The 18,717-nt window shown below is 54.2% G+C and carries 12 protein-coding genes, 1 tRNA gene and 1 pseudogene; 6 read left to right on the top strand and 8 right to left on the bottom strand.

The window, feature by feature from the left end; translation table 11 throughout:
• Positions 1-150: 150 nt before the first annotated feature.
• Together ACOSYY_RS00085 and ACOSYY_RS00090 are read right to left on the bottom strand one after the other, a co-directional pair.
• On the bottom strand, positions 151-678 hold the full coding sequence (locus tag ACOSYY_RS00085; protein WP_086417293.1) for an NADH-quinone oxidoreductase subunit B: 528 nt from the start codon (positions 676-678) through the stop codon (positions 151-153).
• A 7-nt stretch (positions 679-685) separates the two neighbouring features.
• Positions 686-1,069 (bottom strand): NADH-quinone oxidoreductase subunit A, encoded by a 384-nt coding sequence (locus ACOSYY_RS00090; protein ID WP_421660178.1) that lies wholly within the window; start codon positions 1,067-1,069, stop codon positions 686-688.
• Positions 1,070-1,614: 545 nt separating this feature from the next.
• Between ACOSYY_RS00090 and ACOSYY_RS00095 the strand changes: the two genes are divergently transcribed.
• The 3 genes and pseudogenes from ACOSYY_RS00095 (at position 1,615) to priA (ending at position 5,566) form a co-directional block, all read left to right on the top strand.
• Entirely contained in the window at positions 1,615-3,171 is a 1,557-nt protein-coding gene (locus tag ACOSYY_RS00095) for an OmpA family protein (RefSeq protein ID WP_421660179.1), read from the top strand.
• Positions 3,172-3,337: 166 nt separating this feature from the next.
• Positions 3,338-3,649, top strand: a pseudogene (locus ACOSYY_RS00100) (primosomal protein N' family DNA-binding protein); the annotation flags it as partial.
• Between the two features lie 393 nt (positions 3,650-4,042).
• On the top strand, positions 4,043-5,566 hold the full coding sequence (priA, locus tag ACOSYY_RS00105; protein WP_421660189.1) for a replication restart helicase PriA: 1,524 nt from the start codon (positions 4,043-4,045) through the stop codon (positions 5,564-5,566).
• A gap of 2 nt (positions 5,567-5,568) precedes the next feature.
• Here the strand turns inward: priA and ACOSYY_RS00110 are convergent, their stop codons facing one another.
• From ACOSYY_RS00110 to ACOSYY_RS00135, 6 genes are all read right to left on the bottom strand, one after another.
• On the bottom strand, positions 5,569-5,994 hold the full coding sequence (locus ACOSYY_RS00110) for a hypothetical protein (RefSeq protein WP_421660180.1): 426 nt from the start codon (positions 5,992-5,994) through the stop codon (positions 5,569-5,571).
• A gap of 91 nt (positions 5,995-6,085) precedes the next feature.
• Positions 6,086-6,457, bottom strand: coding sequence for a response regulator (locus tag ACOSYY_RS00115; protein WP_421660182.1), 372 nt, complete (start codon positions 6,455-6,457; stop codon positions 6,086-6,088).
• A complete protein-coding gene (locus ACOSYY_RS00120) occupies positions 6,435-8,558 on the bottom strand; it encodes a hybrid sensor histidine kinase/response regulator (protein ID WP_421660183.1) in 2,124 nt (707 codons plus the stop codon). Before ACOSYY_RS00120 ends, ACOSYY_RS00115 begins: the two co-directional genes overlap by 23 nt.
• A 149-nt stretch (positions 8,559-8,707) precedes the next feature.
• Positions 8,708-9,364 (bottom strand): response regulator transcription factor, encoded by a 657-nt coding sequence (locus tag ACOSYY_RS00125; RefSeq protein ID WP_421660184.1) that lies wholly within the window; start codon positions 9,362-9,364, stop codon positions 8,708-8,710.
• On the bottom strand, positions 9,351-15,974 hold the full coding sequence (locus ACOSYY_RS00130; RefSeq protein ID WP_421660185.1) for a PAS domain S-box protein: 6,624 nt from the start codon (positions 15,972-15,974) through the stop codon (positions 9,351-9,353). Before ACOSYY_RS00130 ends, ACOSYY_RS00125 begins: the two co-directional genes overlap by 14 nt.
• Before the next feature lie 233 nt (positions 15,975-16,207).
• Positions 16,208-16,291: transfer RNA gene (locus ACOSYY_RS00135), tRNA-Leu, on the bottom strand.
• A gap of 126 nt (positions 16,292-16,417) precedes the next feature.
• On the opposite strand from ACOSYY_RS00135, the gene ACOSYY_RS00140 reads away from it, so the two are divergent.
• The 3 genes from ACOSYY_RS00140 to ACOSYY_RS00150 all read left to right on the top strand — a co-directional run.
• A complete protein-coding gene (locus ACOSYY_RS00140) occupies positions 16,418-17,098 on the top strand; it encodes an HAD family hydrolase (protein ID WP_421660186.1) in 681 nt (226 codons plus the stop codon).
• A gap of 77 nt (positions 17,099-17,175) precedes the next feature.
• Positions 17,176-17,811: a radical SAM protein gene (locus tag ACOSYY_RS00145; RefSeq protein ID WP_421660187.1), complete on the top strand. Its 636-nt coding sequence runs from the start codon at positions 17,176-17,178 to the stop codon at positions 17,809-17,811.
• Between the two features lie 88 nt (positions 17,812-17,899).
• On the top strand, positions 17,900-18,717 hold an 818-nt coding region (locus tag ACOSYY_RS00150), incomplete at its 3' end, for a leucyl aminopeptidase family protein (protein ID WP_421660188.1).

The following is an 18,717-nucleotide window of genomic DNA, read 5'->3' on the forward strand; positions in this document are numbered from 1 at the left end:
CCCGGGATCGCTTCGTAGAAACTGAGCAACGTCATGGAGTTTGTCTCGGGAGACGGTCACGGCCACGTCACCGCGCCATTCTGCCAGGCCGGTGATTCCGACCGAAAACGTCTGCTGAATCCGCTGGAGCAGTGGGTGCATAACGACGCGTCACACTTTCAGACTGGCCTTGACCTGCTCCGGTTGAGTCACAAACACACGTTTTTGCATAATGCGCTCTTGCAGTTTTAGGATGCCGTCCAAAAGCGCCTCCGGAGTCGGAGGACAGCCGGGCACATAAATATCAACGGGAATAAATCGGTCGACTCCCTGCACAACACTGTAACTATCATAGATGTTCCCCGAGGTGGCACAGGAGCCCATCGCAATCACGTATTTGGGTTCCGGCATTTGGTCGTAAATCTTTCGAATCACCGGCGCCATACGTCGGCACACGGTTCCGGCGACGATCATCAAATCCGACTGCCGCGGCGAACCACGAAACACTCCTGCCCCGAACCGATCCATGTCGTATCGGGAGGAAACAGCGGCCATCATCTCGATAGCGCAGCAGGCGAGCCCGAAGGTCATTGGCCAGAGAGAACCCTTCCTCGCCCAGTTCACGGCCTTTTCAAGAGATCCCGTAATGACGTCCGGGGCACCGTCTTTCTCATGTCGCCCCAGTTGAATCAGCCCCATATCATCCTCAGTCCCACTCCAGCGCGCCTTTCCGCCAGGCATACACATAAGCCACGATGAATAGTCCTATAAAAATCATCATTTCAATCAACCCAATCACCCCGATTTTGGTGAATACGACGGCCCACGGGTAGAGGAAGATCACTTCAATATCGAAGATGACGAACAACATCGCAAAAATGTAATACCTGACAGGGAACGGCATACGGGCGTCGGAAAATGGCTCGGCTCCACATTCGTAGGTCGATAATTTTTCTGGCTCCGGATACCTAGGCTGCACAAAATAACTAATGACTAAGGTTGCTACCCCGAAAAACAACGTTACCAAGATAAAAAGAAAGATCGGGAAGAATTTCGTCAAATATTCAAGAAGAACTTCGGTTCCGGTCATTAGTTTTTCTCTCGCAAAGTATTGACCTGGAAAGGGTATTCTAGATCAGATGCGTGAAATCTTAGTTCCTCGGTCTCGGGGATAGCAAGCGAACAAAGGACCTAACTCCGGCAGACCCGAAAGCCCTAGATACGGTGAGCTGAGTGCGGAAAGTTAGGTTGAGAGACTAGATTCTTGTTACGACTCACGAGCACGCATCAAGCGTCTACTTTCTTCCGCTTTGTCATCGTCCCGCAGGAAGACGGGCCAGCCTCTGAACTTTCCCATTCCGATTCGAGAGGAGAAAACGCCTTGACCTTTCGTCGCCGATGGATCTGTGTATCAATTCGTTCCTTCTGGCAGGAACTTCCGGAGAGACGTTGATTCTTTTTCTCGTCGTCATTCATAGGTCAGCCACATCTCGACAGATTGGGATGACAGGATTCCACGTTACCATCGCAAAGAACGGCTCGTCAAACTCCTACCAATCCATCTCAAATTCTTGACAACACAGCGTCTTTTGCTATGTTTTTCCAAGCAACACTAGCCACAGAAGGAATCGACCTATGAAAACCTTGGCATCTCTCGTCTTAGTCCTGTGTTCAGGGATCGGCGTCTCACTTGACGGAGCACTTGCACAGGCACCAGAGATTGATTCCATTCGGTTTTCAGAGGCTGCTCTCGCCTTTTCAAGTGGTGCAATTCAGAAAACATCCCCGATCGACGGAACCGTAAACCTCGTAACAGGTGATAATCAGTCCACGGGCAATCGCATGCTTCTTGGCAAGCGAGATTCACTCTATCTCAAGCTCAACAACCCCACTGAAGTGGCAGTTGGTGACCTTTTCACCGTCTACCGGAGGGTTCGGAAGGTGTTTCATCCAGTGACCAAGGAATACCTCGGGTTTGTCATGAATCGTTCGGCGGTCGTGAAGGTGACCGCAGCCGACCACACTCTCACGACTGCGGAGGCCGTGCTCAGCTACGGACCGATTTCCCCCGGCGACCCTGTCATGCGTTTTGTGGCTCCGACTCCAGACATGGAGACAAGCCTCGCGTCGAACATCTCCGACCTCGAGGGTATGATTATTGAGCTCCAGGCCGACCGAACGATGACGCTGGTTTCGCAGTTAAATGTTGTGTACCTGGACCGAGGGAGAGACCATGGACTAAAGACCGGCGATCTCCTCGATATACACCGTCACAGTGCCGGGCTTCCTCCACGAAAGATCGGCCAACTCAGGGTGCTGTCGGTGGAATCTCATACGGCAGCCGCCATTGTCCTTAGGGCGAATACTCGTGTGATCAAAGGAGACCGATTCAAACTCGTTGGATACATCGTTCCTCTCACTCAACCGGCAGCAACAACCTCGGAGTCGCCCACTTCTCATGCCAGACAGACGCTCCCGAACGATCTAGTCTTCAGCACGTTAAAGATACAGGACGCATCAGGGCAAAGCCGACTCAACCTTGGGGATCTAACGAAGTTCCTGCACTACGATTCAGGAGATGCGGCTATCAAAGTTGAAAATTACAAGGTGCTCGATCAGTTGATTGAATACCTGCGCACCAGCGGCGACATGAGGATGATCCGGATCGAAGGTCATACGGATAACGTGGAGATCGGCCCTTCGCTCAAGTCGCGGTATCCGAGCAATTGGGAGTTGTCTAAAGTGCGGTCAAACGGCGTCCGCAGCTATCTCCTAGAAAAGGGCGGTGTGGAACCGGAACGGATCAGTTCGGTGGGGCTCGGCGACACTAAACCAATTGCCACGAATACAATGGAGGAGGGTCGCACGAAGAATCGGCGCGTGGAGATTCTTCTTTATACGTCTGATGCTCCGACACCTAAATCTGAGGTGCAGACTCAAGTGCAAATGCTGGAGCACAACCGTTCGAGTTCAAGTGCGCGTGAAGGCAATGACCAAACGCTTCTTCCGACGGTTTCAGACACGGTTGCACCCTCTGGTCGAGGGACTTTGTCCGTCGGCGATTCTTCCCAAGTTTCCATGAAGGAGGAATCGGGTACGGCTAGCAACCCCGATGCGGGTGCTACTCCGACCGCCGTCAACAAAGAGAATCCTTCTCCCCAGCAGCCAACCACTGGAACTCCGACGGAATAGCATCGGGCTTAGAGAGTTGCGTCAGTATTTCTAACTCTTCCCGTAACGATCTTCTTCAACCGATATCTTCCTGGCCAAGAACACCGGAGCGACCGGTGTTCTTCGTTTTTTAAGGCTGCTAGAATGCGACATGGCTTCTGATAGGAACTCGACCCTTCCTCGTCAAATGGAGGCACTCTATGCAGATGTTATCGTGCCCCGCCATATTGCGAGGGCCTTCACGTATCTCGTCCCTCCAACCTTAGCTCAAAGCATAGCAATAGGGCGTCGTGTCCTCGTCCCATTTGGGCATACGGTGCTGGAAGGGGTTGTCATCTCGCTGAGTAATCACCTTGCGACCGAGATAAAGTCCGCTTCCATTAAAGAGATCCGCTCTCTGGATTACGATGGACAAGCTTCTATACTGCCTCCGGCGCTGTTCGAATTATCTCGTAAGGTCGCTGAATACTACGTTGCACCCTGGGGCCAGTGTCTTCGGCTCATATTACCCTCAATAACAAGCCAAAAACCATCCGCCGCGCGATACGTGGTTACTGCGGAGGGCCGCGCAGCCTTGGAAGCTGGCCATTGTCCGGACTATTTGAAGCCAATTCTCGACCGAATTGCACGGCGAACTCGTGGAATCTTGTCCTCGACACTTCAACCAACTCGACAGGGAAACACCGTGCGAATCGACGCACTTATCAACAGGTCGTGGATAGAGCTCATGCCTTGGGATAATGCTGACGTTGAGTTCCAAGAGCCGCATAGACGGCTCACCTTGGACGAGCATGATCGCAGAACGCCAATGGGGGACATGCTCGCTGAAACACTCCCGGAGGTGGACTCCTCATGGAAAACGCACGTCGCACACTGCCTTCACAGCAACCACATGAAGAGACTCCTACTCCATGCCCCGTGGGAACACCGACTCAGTCGGCTTGTCGACGCCATTCAACAGGCGCATTCAATGAAGAAATCCACTATCGTTCTCACCGGAGAAATCGCGAAAGCATCGTGGTTGAAACAAGTGCTCTCAAAACTCACGGACCTCCAGATTATCCTCGCACGCCCATCTTTAGGATGGGGTCGATGGCAACCGGATCAGGGACAGATCCCCTCGGTAGTCGTAGGAACCCGTTCAGCCATATTTTCACCTCTTCGATCAATCGGACTGATCTGGGTGGAAGGGGAAGAGGATCCTACCCTGAAAGAGCTTCAGGAACCGCGTTATCATGCCAGAGAGGTGGCTCTTTGGAGAGCCGAGAGCGAACGAACGCTAGTCGTATTGGCCTCGGCTCACCCATCCCTTGAATCGAGATTCGATATCGAAGCTGAAATCCACCATGTGCCACAAGAAGTTGCTCTTCAACCTACGATTGAGCTCATTGACCTTCGCAACGAGCCAGCAGGAACCCTCTTCAGTTACAAACTCATCAGGGCGATGCACGATGCCTTGCAGACACATGCAAAGATCCTACTCTTTCTCAATAGGAAAGGTTATGCGGGGACCTTGGCTTGTCGAGACTGTGGCTGGGTCTCACGTTGCGATTCCTGTATCGTGCCACTTACCTATTATCGTGAAGCCGGCAGGCTGACTTGCCGCTACTGTGGTAAGGTAGATCAATTGCCGGATCTCTGCCCTTTGTGCCGTACTCCTCGTGTGAGTCCCGTGGGATACGGTACCGAACGTGTTGAAGTCGAAGCTCGCCGCTTATTCCCGCAAGCTAAAATCGCCCGGCTCGACCGCGACACGCTCCAACATTCAGCATCCTCGCAGGCTCTATGGGAAGGAGTCAGGTCCGGCGCGTGGGACATTCTCATTGGTACCCAAGCGCTGTTTCGTGGGGAGCCACTGCCTCGCTACGGCTTGGTGGGTGTCCTTCATGCAGATTCCGGGTTGCACATCTCGGAATTTCGAGCAGCAGAGCGCACGTATCACCTGCTGGTGGATGCTGCCAGTCTGGCATGTCCAGCATCTACCGGAGGCCTAGTTATTGTACAGACGCGCCTTCCTACACATCATGCGGTACAGGCTTTGATCTCGGGAAATCCGAATCACTTTTACAGTGAGGAATTCTCCGCACGCAGACTTCTTCATTATCCACCCCTCTGCCACTTGGCTGATCTCTCGGTAGTCGGGAAAGATCTTAGCATGATCGAGGAGGCCGCCAAGCGATGGAGCGCGGACCTTGAACAGAACGTCCCTGACCAGGAGCCTCTAATTGTTTTAGGACCAGTGCCGGCAATACGCAGACATCCAAAAGGTCGCCAGCAGTATCGCATCTTAGTAAAGGGAACTACTGTCACCGCCCTAAGCCGACGGATTCATGATTCCGTCCAAAAAATGGAGCGAGCGTACCGTAAGAGGGGGATCAAATTCGTCGTCGACATCGACCCGATCGAGAATGGATAAGGTTAGAAGCAGTTCTTCTTTTTGTTTGTCCCGGGAATCGGCACGGTGGCAGCCTGCTCCACGGATAGAGCCGAATCCAGCCTACGTGCTCGTTTGAACAAACCGTAGGAAAACGAAATCCAAAACACAGATGAGAAGAGACCCAGTACGACGGCTGAAAGAATCGTTCCCATGTCAGATTCGGGAAGTGATCCTGCCTGGTCCCTGAGTTGACTCATCAATGCCAACGGCCAGCCAAAGCTTTCCAGACCGAGCAACAGCGTAGTCCATGCCCAAAGTTCCGTGATCGATTTAGTCATGAACCATAAGAACAGCCCCAAGATCAGCGCCCATCCAACCATGATAATTGGAGAGACAGTTCCTCCCCATATGAGCCAGAAACCAACTGCGCCAACGAGGGTCGCCATGGACAGATTGAGAAATGTCATGAAGGGCATGATCCAGGCATGAAATGCCGAGTCTGACGGGACCGTGTCTCGATGTCAATGCGAAGAACGTTGAGCGTTGTGCGGCGAGTTTTTAGACCGTCAGTTCGGCAGCAACCGCATCGAGCAAAACTTTCAGTTCGAATGGCTTTTGAAGCGCCCGTCTGGCTCCAAGCATTTTTGCGAAATCAAAAAAATTGGGGATGCCAACCGTATCACTTCCGCCCGTCATCGCGATGATGCGAATATCGGGAAACTCCTGGCGGAGCGTCATGATGGTCTCTAATCCGTCTTGGTCCGGCATGAGAATATCCATGATGACAACATCCGTCGATCTAACCCGATACCGGTCCAGGCTCTCTTTCCCGTCGCTGGCCTCTTCGACCTCATAACCGGCCTGTTCCAACGTTTCCCGAATAAGCTGACGAACTTGGTCCTGATCATCAACCACGAGGACCGACGGCATCCGACACCTCAATCGATATCATCGATGATTCTGGGTCGGAGTTGTCCGACGCAGCCGTTGGTCCTGAAAAGGCAGGAGACTGACCCAATGCCCGGCGTATGGCATACGCCAGCTCATGCAACGTGAGCGGTTTTAGGAGGCACTCCATAGCGCCCTGGGGACAGACGTCGTTCAGGCTAGGTACACTATTTGACCCACTGCAGAAGAGGACTGGAAGATTCGGTCGACGTCGCCGACATTCTTGGGCTAGACAATCCCCACTCATGCCGGGCATCGTCCGATCGGTAATCAGCAAGTCGAACCGTTTTGGGTCGGCTTGAAAAATGTCCAATGCTTCGGCAGCCGTCCTACATATCACTGGATAATAGCCGAGGGATTCCAACGCCTCTCTTCCTAATTGAACAACGGAGTCTTCGTCATCGACGAATAAGATACATTCGTGTCCATGGAGATGCGGATCGCTCTCCTGAGTCGTCGATGAAGCACAAGCCGGAAGAACGGGAAGGTAGACCGATACCGTCGTTCCGGCGCCAATTTGACTCTCAACGGCCAGGGTCCCACCATGCGACGTGACGATGCTGTAGACGACTGCTAGTCCCACATCCTGCCTCTCACTGACGGCATTGGGCGCCAACAACGAGGCGAATAAGCGACTGACTCTCTCAGGATCCATGCCCTCGCTTGTATCTCGGACACTGAGGCAGACGTACCCTCCTGCGGGGAGTCTACCGGACGGCATGATCTGGTCCGTTACAAACTCCCGGCTCTGAAGCTGAACATCGAGGATCCCTCCTGTGTTGCGCATCGCACGAAGGGCATTATCGACCAGGTTAAAAATCATCTCATGCATCTGCACGGCATTGGCCGAAATAGGGTTCGTCGCGTGTGCAATCTGCGCTCTAAGTTCAATCCACAAAGGGATCGTTGGACGAAGATACCTGAGAGATTCTTTCGCCAAGGAATGGAGTACCAGTGGGCATCGACCTTGGTCGGTTTGCGCACCGAAGGTCATCAACTGCTGGATCAAGTCCCGGGACTTTTTCGCCGCTTCTATGACTTGCCTGATATGGCGATGTGCCCGGCTCTCAGCCAGAATCAATGGAAGCGCCAACTCGCTGAAGCCGAGTACGGCCGTGAGACCGTTATTCAACTCGTGAGCAATACCACCGGCAAAGGTGCCGATCGCTTCCATCCTCGCTGTTTCGCGCTGCTCGATCTTGATTTCCTTATAATGAGTCACATCAACGACTGCCCCAACCGTGCGGATCGGCTGCCCATCGCCATCAAACGAAGTCAGAAAACGAAGACTGATGTGCCGCATGGCGCCGTCTGGTCTGACGATGCGGCACGCGACCTCATATCGGCTATCACCAGCCTCAGCGCAGGCTGGTTGAACCATAGACATCCGGTCTCGATCATCGGGATGAACCAGTTCAAAGAAGCGCTCCGATGAAGCTGGCTCATCGGTACCAACGCCGTAGATGTTTCGCGTGATCGGTGACCAAGAGAGGGAATCCGTACGGTGATCGTGTTCAAAGAACCCGACCTTTCCCATCTGTACGGCAAGATCAAGCCGTGCTTCGCTGTCCCGGAGCGCCTGTTCTGCTTGCCGAAGAGCGACGAGATCTTTGGACTGGGTCCTATCAAGCGCTTCTGTGACCTGCGCCGCTTGTGACACCTCGCTCATAGTCCAAACGACCGACGTCATCAGGCCCAAGCGGTCTTTCACCGGTGACAGGGATACATCATTCCAAAATGGGGTACCGTTCTTTCGGTAATGGCATAACCGCACGCGACACGCCCATCCATCCTGGAGGGCCATCGCAAGTTTTTCCATCGAGGCCCGATCTGTATCCGGGCCAGTGAAGATCGACGTCGTTTGGCCGATCACCTCCTGCTCGGTATAACCAGTCAACAACAAGAAGGCCGGATTTACATAGACAATGGGATGATGGGACAACGTGGCATCCGTTACAAGCACGCTGCAACTGGTCGCCGCGATGACGGTTGAACTCAGAACGTTCTCTTGGCGCTGTCGAATTACCACCCATAACAAAAAACTCAGGGACAGGAGCAATCCTAGGAAGAGACCAGCAGTCATGCGGGACAACCTCCTGGCATGCACACAGTAGTTAAGAATGCGAATAATTCTGGACTAATTTACATGAAGCACAAAGGGATGCTAGGGATGAAGGGAAGCTGCGAGGTTAGATTTTTGCACCTAAATTGCTAGAGCCGAATGTTCGTCGCTTATCCTTGCCGCTTCACAAAAAAGGCGGCTGCCTGTGCGCGCCGTGTGATACGCAGCTTTTGAAATACGTTTGCCAGGTAATTCTTCACGGTCTTGTCGCTGAGCCCGAGGGCGACGGCAATTTCCTTGTTGGTCTTTCCTTCGGCCACTAGTGCGACTACTCGTTCTTCCTGGGAGGATAGTTGATCCGTACCAGGGCTCGCGGGCAGATCGTGAATCCCTCTCAACCACCGCAGAGCTCGTTCGGTCACACTGGAGTCCAAAATCGATTGGCCTTTCGCAACCGAGAGGATGGCTTCAATTAATGCAGGTGAATCGATTTCTTTGAGGACGTAGCCCTGAGCGCCGGCGAGCACTGCGGCGAGAATGGAGTCGTCGTCGGCGTAGGACGTCAGGAAAATGACCCGTGTTCCCGGCAGCGCGCCTAGAATTTCCCGACAGGCGTCGATACCGGACCCGTCCGGCAGTCGAACATCCATCAAGATTACGTCGGGCTTCAATCGCTGCGTTTGCTGGATCGCATCCTCCATGGTACCCGCTTCCCCCACAACGGCGACACTCTGGGTTTGGCCGAGCACGGTCCGCAATCCCACCCGAATGACCTCATGATCGTCGACGAGCAGTACCCGAATGGCTTGATTTTTAGTGGTGAGCATAATGAGTATCCTTTGGAAGATCGAGAGAGATCCTCGTCCCCCTATCAGGGTTTGATTGGATGGCGAATAAGCCGCGCACTTTTTGAGCTCGCGCCGCCATGTTAACTAACCCATGGCCAATTCCCTGAACTGAGCGTGTATTAAACCCGACGCCGTCATCCGTAACGGCGAGACGATCCGAACGGGTGAGATCCCGAAGTGATACAGTGATCTGCTTGGCGCGGCTGTGGCGCAGCGCATTACTCAACCCTTCCCGTACGATGTTGATAATATGGAGCGCTTGTTCGGTGGAAAGGCGTCGTGCCGCTGCGTCGTCGATTCTCACCCGACATCTGGCGGAAGATGAGAGGGACATCGTCTCGACCATGGTCCGCAATGCGGTCGAGAAGTCTCCACCCTGCATCACTTGGGATTCGAGTCCGGCAATGAAATTTCGCACCTCCGTCATGACCTGGTTGAGCTGCCCAATGGCTTGATCCAGGGTCGCCATGAATTTCTCTGCCACGTGATCTTGTTGGCTCGTGATCAGTGGTTTACACGCTTCTAATCCGAGTCCGACGGCGTACAAGGATTGCAGAATGCCATCATGGAGGTCTTGGCTGATCCGTTCCCGCTCTTGAAGCGCGGCGCTCAAGTCTCGCTCGCGCTGCAGGAGTATCTCTTCCATCCGTTTACGCTCGGTGATATCAGTCGCAGCTCCGAGCACCATATGGACGCATCCCTGGTCATCAAAAATCGGCCTCTTGACCGTCTGTAACCAGCGCATCCTTCCCTCTGCATCGGTGATCCTCTCCTCCGGGATGAATAAATCCCTCCCGGAATGAATCACCTCAAGATCGCTCTGCCGAAAGAACCCCACCTCTTCCGCATTGGGATTGAAGTCGGCATCCGATTTCCCGAGTAAATTTTCCACCGAAGTGCCGTACCAATCGCCGACAGCCTTGTTGGCCATGGTGAACCGTCCTTCACGATCCTTGGCAAAAATGAGGTCGGGGTCGGTGTCAATGACCTGGCGCAAGAACATATGGGAGCGGTGAAGCTCGGCTTCCGCTCGTTTGCGTTCTCCAACGTCCCGCAAAATCATGCAGCCGTATTCTTTGCCCTCATGCTGCAGATAATTGACGGTCACATCCGTCTCCAAAACACCTCCGGTTCGCGACCAAAACTTCGCTTCGAATGTCAACGCTCCTTGCTGTTTCAAGTAATTCCAATGGTCCACCCATCGCTCTGCCGGGAAATTCGGGTCGATATCATGTATCGTCATCTCTGTCAGATCTCGGCGTGAGTATTCCAACATGCGGCATGCGGTATTATTGACGCTGAATATGCGAGCTGTGGGATCCACCCACAAGATCGCCTCGACGGCCTGATCCACAGAGAATTGCGTCAACTGCAGCGCCTTTTCCATGCGCTTGCTTTCGGTGATGTCGTCACCGACCGTTACACTGCATTGCTTGCCGTTTAATTCGATCAGCTCTGATGACAACAGGCAGTGGCGGATCTGGCCGTTCTTGCAATGGAGTGCCGCTTCCATGTTGCGGATCGATCCTGTCCCTCTTAACAATTCAACGAAATGAGCCCGTTCATCCGCCGAATGCCAGAGTCCCATCTGTAATGTGGTCCGTCCTTCGACTTCTTCCTTGCGGTATCCGAACATGCGGCAGGCTGCATCGTTAGCGTCCACTATCCGGCCAGAGTCCAGCTCACTGATGACGATCGGATGGGGGCTAGCCTGGAACGCTTTGGCGAAACGCTCTTCGCTTGCCCGCAGCGCCTCTTCCGAATGCTTGCGCTCAGTGATGTCCTCGCACACGATCAATGCTAAGGATTCTCCATCCCGGCTCTGCAACACGCGTGCGAGTTCGCGTACCCACAGCACTCCGCCATCGCCTCGCACTTTGCGAAATTCCCATTGCGCGACACCTTCCGGATGACGAAAGAATACTTCCATCTCGGCACATACACGCTCTTGATCTTCTTCAAAGAAGATAGCCGCCACCGGCTTCCCGACCAGATCCTCGACGCGATAGCCCAAGTACTGCGCCCCGTACTGGTTGACGGACCTAATGACTCCCGTTCTATCCACAGTGAAATACATGGAGGGAGTTTCATCATAAAGTGTCCGGTATCGTTCCTCGCTCTGACGCAGAGCGTCCAGAGCCGATTGACGATCCATCTCACCGCCAAGCCATCGCGCCATGAGTTGAATGAAATCTCGTTCGGACTCGGTAAAAGGCTTATGGCGTGGTTCCACACCCGCAAAACATAAGGTCCCATAGGTGCGCTCCAGTCCGCTGATCGCAGTCCCGATGTACGATTCCAACTTCAGCGCAGCGTAGGCTGGGTGCCGCTGCCATTCCGGAGAAGCTCCGGCATGCTCGAAACATACTGGCCCGTTTTGGCGAAGAGGCTCACTGCAGTACGCCCTGCTCAGAGACACCCGCATACCCGGATGGAACGCCCTGCCGGGCGCATTCACTTGTCCCACCTCCAACTCGTCGTTGCGGACAAAGGTCTCCATTCCGATCGGCAGATCGAAAAAGCGGCACCCTAGCTGAAGCAGCGCTTCGACACGCTCCTTGAAAGACTGTCCCTGCGCTGATGAAATATCGTGAAGCGCACGGATTGCTTGGCGGCTCTTCCCGAGAGCCTGTTCCGCCTGCTTGCGATCGGTGATATCAACGGTGGCGCCGATCAAGTTAGTCAAGTGTCCGTCCTGATCGCGAACACTACGGCCCCGCACGTCAACCCAAACCAGGGAGCCATCATTCTTGATAAGACGAACCTCATAGTGACACAAGTCGGATATTCCACTACGCAACAGTTCCCAGTTCTTCATCACGATCGGCCGATCATCCGGATGAACCAGAGTCAGCCAGGCATGGGGATCGGTGGAAAGTTCTTCCGGCGCATAGCCAAAGAGGGCTTTCAGATTCGCATCCCCGTGGTATTGGCCTGTTAAAACGTCCAGTTCCCATACTCCAACCTTACCGATCGCAGTGGCACGCGTATAACGCTCTTCGCTGGCTTGTAACTCAGCGGTACGCTCAATGACTTTGCGTTCCAATTCAGCGTGGGCTTTTCGAAGAGCCTCTTCGGCCCGTTTGCGCTCGGTGATGTCTTGGAATGTGCCGTGCGCACGCACGGCCCGTCCGTTCACGACATCAACCTTACCAGCGACCCGTACGGCAATCCGACGCTCCTTCGCCGTAATCAATTCCAACTCGAGATCCCATGCTTTACCCTGCTCGATCCCATTTTGTAAGGCTTCAGTAATAAGGGAACGACTCTCCGGCGCATAAAAATTCACCGCTGTGTCTACCGTCGGGCTATACAGCTCCGGCGTCGTATCATGCAATCGATATGTTTCGTCGCTCCACCAAAGGTGGTTGGTCAGAAAATCGATCTCCCATCCCCCTATTTTTCCGAGGGCTTCCGTTTGGGCCATCAGGGCGAGCTGTTGTCGATGGTTGGTAATATCCTCCGCAATACCGGCGACGCGTTGATCCCACCCTGCCATTTTGACTCTTCGGTCGGAAATCCATCGGATACGTCCATCTCGATCCACAATCCGGTACTCGCAGTCAAACTTGGCCTTCAACCCTCCAGAGCTAAATCGCGTACGACCCATCTCCACTCGCGTCCGATCATCGGGGTGGATCGAACCGAACCACAGTGACCCGCTTTGATCCCATTCTTCACGCGAAATTCCCCAGATGCGGGTAAACGCCGAATTGGCATATACGACCGTCTCGCCATTCGGTGCGAGATCCGCGATCCAAAACGCCGAACCGACTGACTCCGCAAACTGTTGGAAACGCGCCTCGCTCTCGCGCAACGCCGCCTGCGCGCGATTACGTTCGGTGACGTCGCGCATAATACCGACAGAACAGACGGGCTGGCCCCCGCCATCCTTCACGGCAAATGCCGTGAGGTCCAGCGCAACAGTCGCTCCGCCGCTGGCGCAGCTTTCCATCTCTCCTCGATAGCTACCGGTTGCAGCCAGTGCTCGTGCAATATACGCACATGATTCTTCGCCTAGATGGATCGCAGGAGTTTTCCCCTTGAGTTCATCCGTGGTGTAACCAAGTATTCGTTCGTGGGCTCTGTTTTGCAGGAGATACCGACCCTGAGGATCAATGACCTCGATACCATCGATGGAGTGTGTAAAGATCTCCTGGTACAGCCTCAGTTGCTCCTGCGTTCTCTTCCGTTCCGTAATATCGGTGGCAATGACGCCCAATGCAGAGAGCTGGCCCGACGTGTCGGTTATGGGGAATCTCACCACGATACTGGTATGGAGCCCATCTTCCTGTTGTGTCACTTGCTCGAATTCCTGTCCACAGCCGTTGAGTAGCACCTGTCGGTCGTGCAATTGAAACTGGGCCGCCTGTTCGGGAGAGAACAATTCCTCATCCGTTTTCCCTATGGCTATGCCAGGGGAAAGTCTGAATACCTTGTCGAACTGTCTGTTGGTATACACATAACGCCCATTGTGGTCTTTCAGGGCGGTCACATTTGGCGCGTTGTCGAAGAATTGCCGAAAGTGCTCTTCGCTCTGGCGCAGAGCTTGCGTCCGGTCGCATACCTGCTGTTCCAACGTGGCGTTAAGATCGGCCAACGCTTTCTCCGCTTGCTTACGCTCGGTGATGTCGTTGCCGATCGTCAGCAGGCACCGTTCCCCTTTGAGAGTAATCAGATCGACCGAGATGAGGAATTGACGCAGGTTTCCATTTTTCATCCGCATCGACACTTCTCGATTTCTGACCGATCCTTCGGATCGAAGGTGATCGATCAACTTGGTTCTTTCTTGAAGATCCGGCCAGATTCCGAGCATCAACGTGGTGCTTCCGATCACTTCTTCTCGGTCAAAACCATACACCTTCAAACAGGCATCGTTCACCTCGATACAACGACCTGTTTCAAGCTCCGTGATCCCGATCAGATGAGGGCTTGTGCGGAAGGCTGTGGAGAATCGTTCCTCGCTCTCCCGCAGTTGTTCCTCCGTCCGCTTGCGTTCCGTGATATCGGAAAACAGACTGAGTACTGCCGGCTTACCATTCCAGGTGATCCGAGCTGCCTCGACCTGAACCGGGAGCGGTGTTCCATCCATCTTCAGATAAATTCGTTCCGCACTATGGACAGACACTCCGCCGCTCAGCAGGCGTTCTATATTCTTACGGACTTCTTGGTGATTAACTGGATGGATGAACTCAAATGTCGGTCGGTCGAGAATATCCCGAGCACCCTTCGCCCCCAGAAGGATGGCGCCCGTGTGGTTGATGTAGACTATTCGCCCTTCACGAAAGACGAATACACCCGATGGTGAAAGCTCGACCAAAGTCCTGTACGATTCTTCACTTTCCCGTACCGACTCTTCCATCCGTTTTCGGTTAGTAATGTCGGTGTGCAAACCGAGGAGACGAATCCTTCGGCCATCCGCTTCGGTCACAAACGAAGCCCGTGATTCGATCCATCGATATCCGCCGTCCTTGTGCTTCAGCCGAAATTCCTGTCGATAGTCTCCGTCGCGATTAGAAACGTAGTCTCGTGCATAGGTAATCGCCGCATCACGATCCTCTGGGTGCAGAAGTCCCGTCCATCCCTCAAAAGAATCTGAAATTTCTGCCGGCTCGTATCCCAACAGGTATTTCCATTCGTCGGAAAAAACCACTTCATTCGTTTCCGTGTCCCAGTCCCATAGCCCGGTCCCTGATGCACGGAGGGATTGTCGGAGCTTTTGTTGCGAAGTCCGTAGCATCGCCTCCGTGCGCTTCCATTCGGTAATGTCGCGCGAATTCAAGATGACACTGCGGCGTCCATCTGGGTCGCGGATGACTCGGCCGATTCCTTCCAAATTTCTCCACGAGCCGTCCTTGTGACGAAAACGAAACTCGACGAGCTGAGGCGTTCCGGGCCGCTCGATCAGCAACCGCAATTTGTCGGTCACAGCAGGAAGGTCCTCGTGATGAACAAACTCGAATGCGCTACGTCCATTGAGTTGGTGCTGGGCGTATCCGAGCAAACGTTCGACCGACGGACCTTGATACCGGATGGTGCCGTCGAGATTGAGAACCGTGATGACGTCAGAGGAATGCTCGATAAGCGCGCGGAAGTGCGCTTCGCGTTGCTGCAGGGCAAGTTCCGTTTGCTTGCGATCAGTAATGTCCAAGGCGGTTCCGGACATACGAAGCGGCTGGCTGCGGCTATCACGCACGATCTCGCCGCAGCAATGAATGGTCCGTACTTCGCCATCGGCACGAACGATTCGGCACTTCATGTCGTATGGCGCGGCCCCTGCCAGCGCGTCATCGATCAAGGCCAGGACTCGGTCATGATCGTCCGGGAGCACCGCCGACACAAAACCGTCGAAGGTCATCTCTCGTGATTGAGGCTCATAGCCGAAGATCCGGTAAAGCTCATCTGACCATTCGACCTTGCCGCTTGCGATGTCCCAATTCCAACTTCCGAGGTGAGCAAGGGCTTGTGCCACCTGGAGGTGGCGAGTGCGTTCGTGCAGCACTCGGTCCCGTTCGGCGAGTTCACGTCCGAGATCGGCTACCTGCCTGCGCAGCAGATCCAATTCGGGAGAGTGACTTGTAGGATTCATGAGGTGGCTCCTTGCTGGCCAACATCGATGATACATCGAGGGCCGGTTCGGCTCATGGGAGCAACCATTTCACAAGCCGATGATCGAGTCCGGCTTTCCTCAGGAAAAGATTTTCGTCTTAGCCGAAGTTATTTTTCCTAAGTAAGGCAGCAGTTTGCTATGAGAAATGAGGAAAAGTCTAGATCCAAACGGCCCAGGGTCTTAACTGGGAGTCAGCAGGCGGTATCGATCAATGGTGCCGAAGGCGGGACTTGAACCCGCACGGCTTTCGCCACACGCCCCTCAAACGTGCGTGTCTGCCATTCCACCACTTCGGCCACCAAATGATTCGCTACGTCCTATAGGACACCTATCTGAAGAGAGGCATTATAGGAGGAGGGTAAAATTCTTGTCAATCAACCGGTCGTCCGGTAGAATCGGCATCTATTCCTAGGCGCTCTTTGATGATACGCACAGACCAGCGAGGTCTCTCCTCATCCATTGCGGCATTTTTTGACGTCGACAATACCATTTTACCCGGTGAAGCGAGCGAAGTGCAGTTTTTCCGCTGGCTGTGGCGACGCGGTATCGTCGGTTGGCCTGAAGCTCGTGACAGTGCGTCTTGGCTCATGCGACATTTCCCCTCATTATCGCTGCACCCACTCCGCGAGCGGAAGCTGTACCTGGCTGGAAAACCTTCGCAAGTCATTCAACCGTTGGGTGAGGAGTTTTGCCGCGAAGAATTATGTCCTCGTGTCTCCCCCGCCGCCATGCGGATGCTCGACGAGCACCGTCATGCCGGCCATGCCATCATTTTCGTGACGGGGTCCATCGATTTCCTGATCGCTCCCGTTGCGGACGCGCTTCGAGCTGATCGATGTTTTGCGAGTCGGTTGGAGCAGCAGAACGGCCTCTATACCGGTTTCCTTGTGTCCCCCCTTCCTTATGGCGAGGGAAAGCGCCGACTCATCGACCAGTTGACCCATGAACTGACGCTGGATCTGTCCCAATGCTATGCGTACGGAGACAGTCCTGGCGATCTAGACCTGCTCCGGGCCGTCGGTCATCCAACCGTGGTGAATCCGATTCGTGGCATGGCCTCCATCGCCCGACGCGAGAACTGGCCGGTTGTCAAATGGCCATGAGCCGCTGCTTGTGATCGGATCAACCGTCTCGCGCGGCGAATCATCAAATCGACTCATCGTTAAGCCACATACTGCTGATGCGCATCACCGAAGTTTTTCATAGCGTTCAAGGTGAGTCGACCTTTGCCGGCCTCCCTTGCGTGTTTGTGCGCCTGACCGGTTGCCCTCTGCGGTGCACCTGGTGTGATACAGACTACGCTTTCTTTGGCGGTACGGATCGGTCCATCGATGACATTCTCGACACGGTGCGGTCCTATGGTTGTCAGTTGGTTGAGGTGACAGGAGGGGAACCGTTGGCACAATCGGATACGGCTACGCTGCTGCGTCGGTTGTGCGAGGAAGGCTTCACCGTCCTTCTTGAAACAAGCGGAGCAGTGGATACCACCATAGTCCACCCGTTGGTCCGTATTATCTTGGACGTGAAGTGCCCGGGAAGCGGCATGACGGAACGGATGCACTGGCCCAATGTCAACCGTCTAAGACCGCAGGACGAAGCTAAATTTGTTAGCCGGGACCGGGTCGATTACGAATGGGCCAAAAACATTCCGACTCGGTTCCACTTGGCTGATAGCTGGCCGGTCCTCTTCAGTCCGGTGTTCGGTGCACTGGATCCACGGCTGTTAGCAGAATGGCTCCTGGCAGATCGATTACGCATTCGCCTTCAGCTGCAACTGCACAAGCAGATCTGGACACCCGATATGCGGGGAGTGTGAAGAGTGTTCCTGACTTCCAGAAGATGCACGGATCAAGTTGACCACATCAGTCGGCCGCTTGCTAATTGACACATCAAGGGAGAATCGAATGAATATTATGCGGGTTGAAGCGAAACAAGGACCGGTCGAGGCCGAGGCCACAGATGCGCTTGTCCTTCTGTTTTGTGAAGGGGAGGGACTGCCTAAGGAAGACGGGGCGCTCCTGGACAGAGCGCTCGGAGGAGCACTCCGTGACCTTCTGCAGTCAAAGGAGTTTGAAGGAAAGGCCAATGAGGTGGTGGTATTTCATACACACCGAAGAATTCCGTCGAAGCGGTTGATTCTTGTCGGCCTTGGGAAGAAGCATGAGCTGAACTTGGATCAGATTCGACAGGCCATGGGGCATGCCGCCAAACGGGTTCGCCACGCCAAATGCGGCGCCTTTACGGTGGTGTTGCCGAGCGTCGTGCCCAATGAAATCTCGCTGACTGACATGGGCCAGACCCTGGCGGAAGGGGCGATTCTCGGAAGCTATCAATTCACGACGTATCGCAGCGACGCTCCCCTTGGCAAAGAAGTGAAGACGATGACCATTCTGGCCGCCCAGAAAGATCAACTCCGTCAGCTATCCGAAGGAATTCGTCGCGGTGTCGCGACCGCTGAAGCCACAGTCTTCGTTCGGGATCTTTGCAACCATCCGTCCAATGTGATGACGCCGAGCAGAATCGCCCTTGAAGCAAAGGCCGTCGCGAAGGAAGCCGGTGTGCATCTCAAAATCCTCGAACGAAAGCAGATGGAAAAACTGGGTATGGGTGCCTTGCTCGGGGTCGCGAAAGGCAGTCATGAACCGCCGAAGTTCATTATTCTCCAGTACCAGGGAGCCAAGAAAAGAGAGGACCGCCCGATCGTGCTCGTCGGTAAGACGAT

It is taken from the genome of Nitrospira sp. BLG_2, assembly GCF_049222245.1.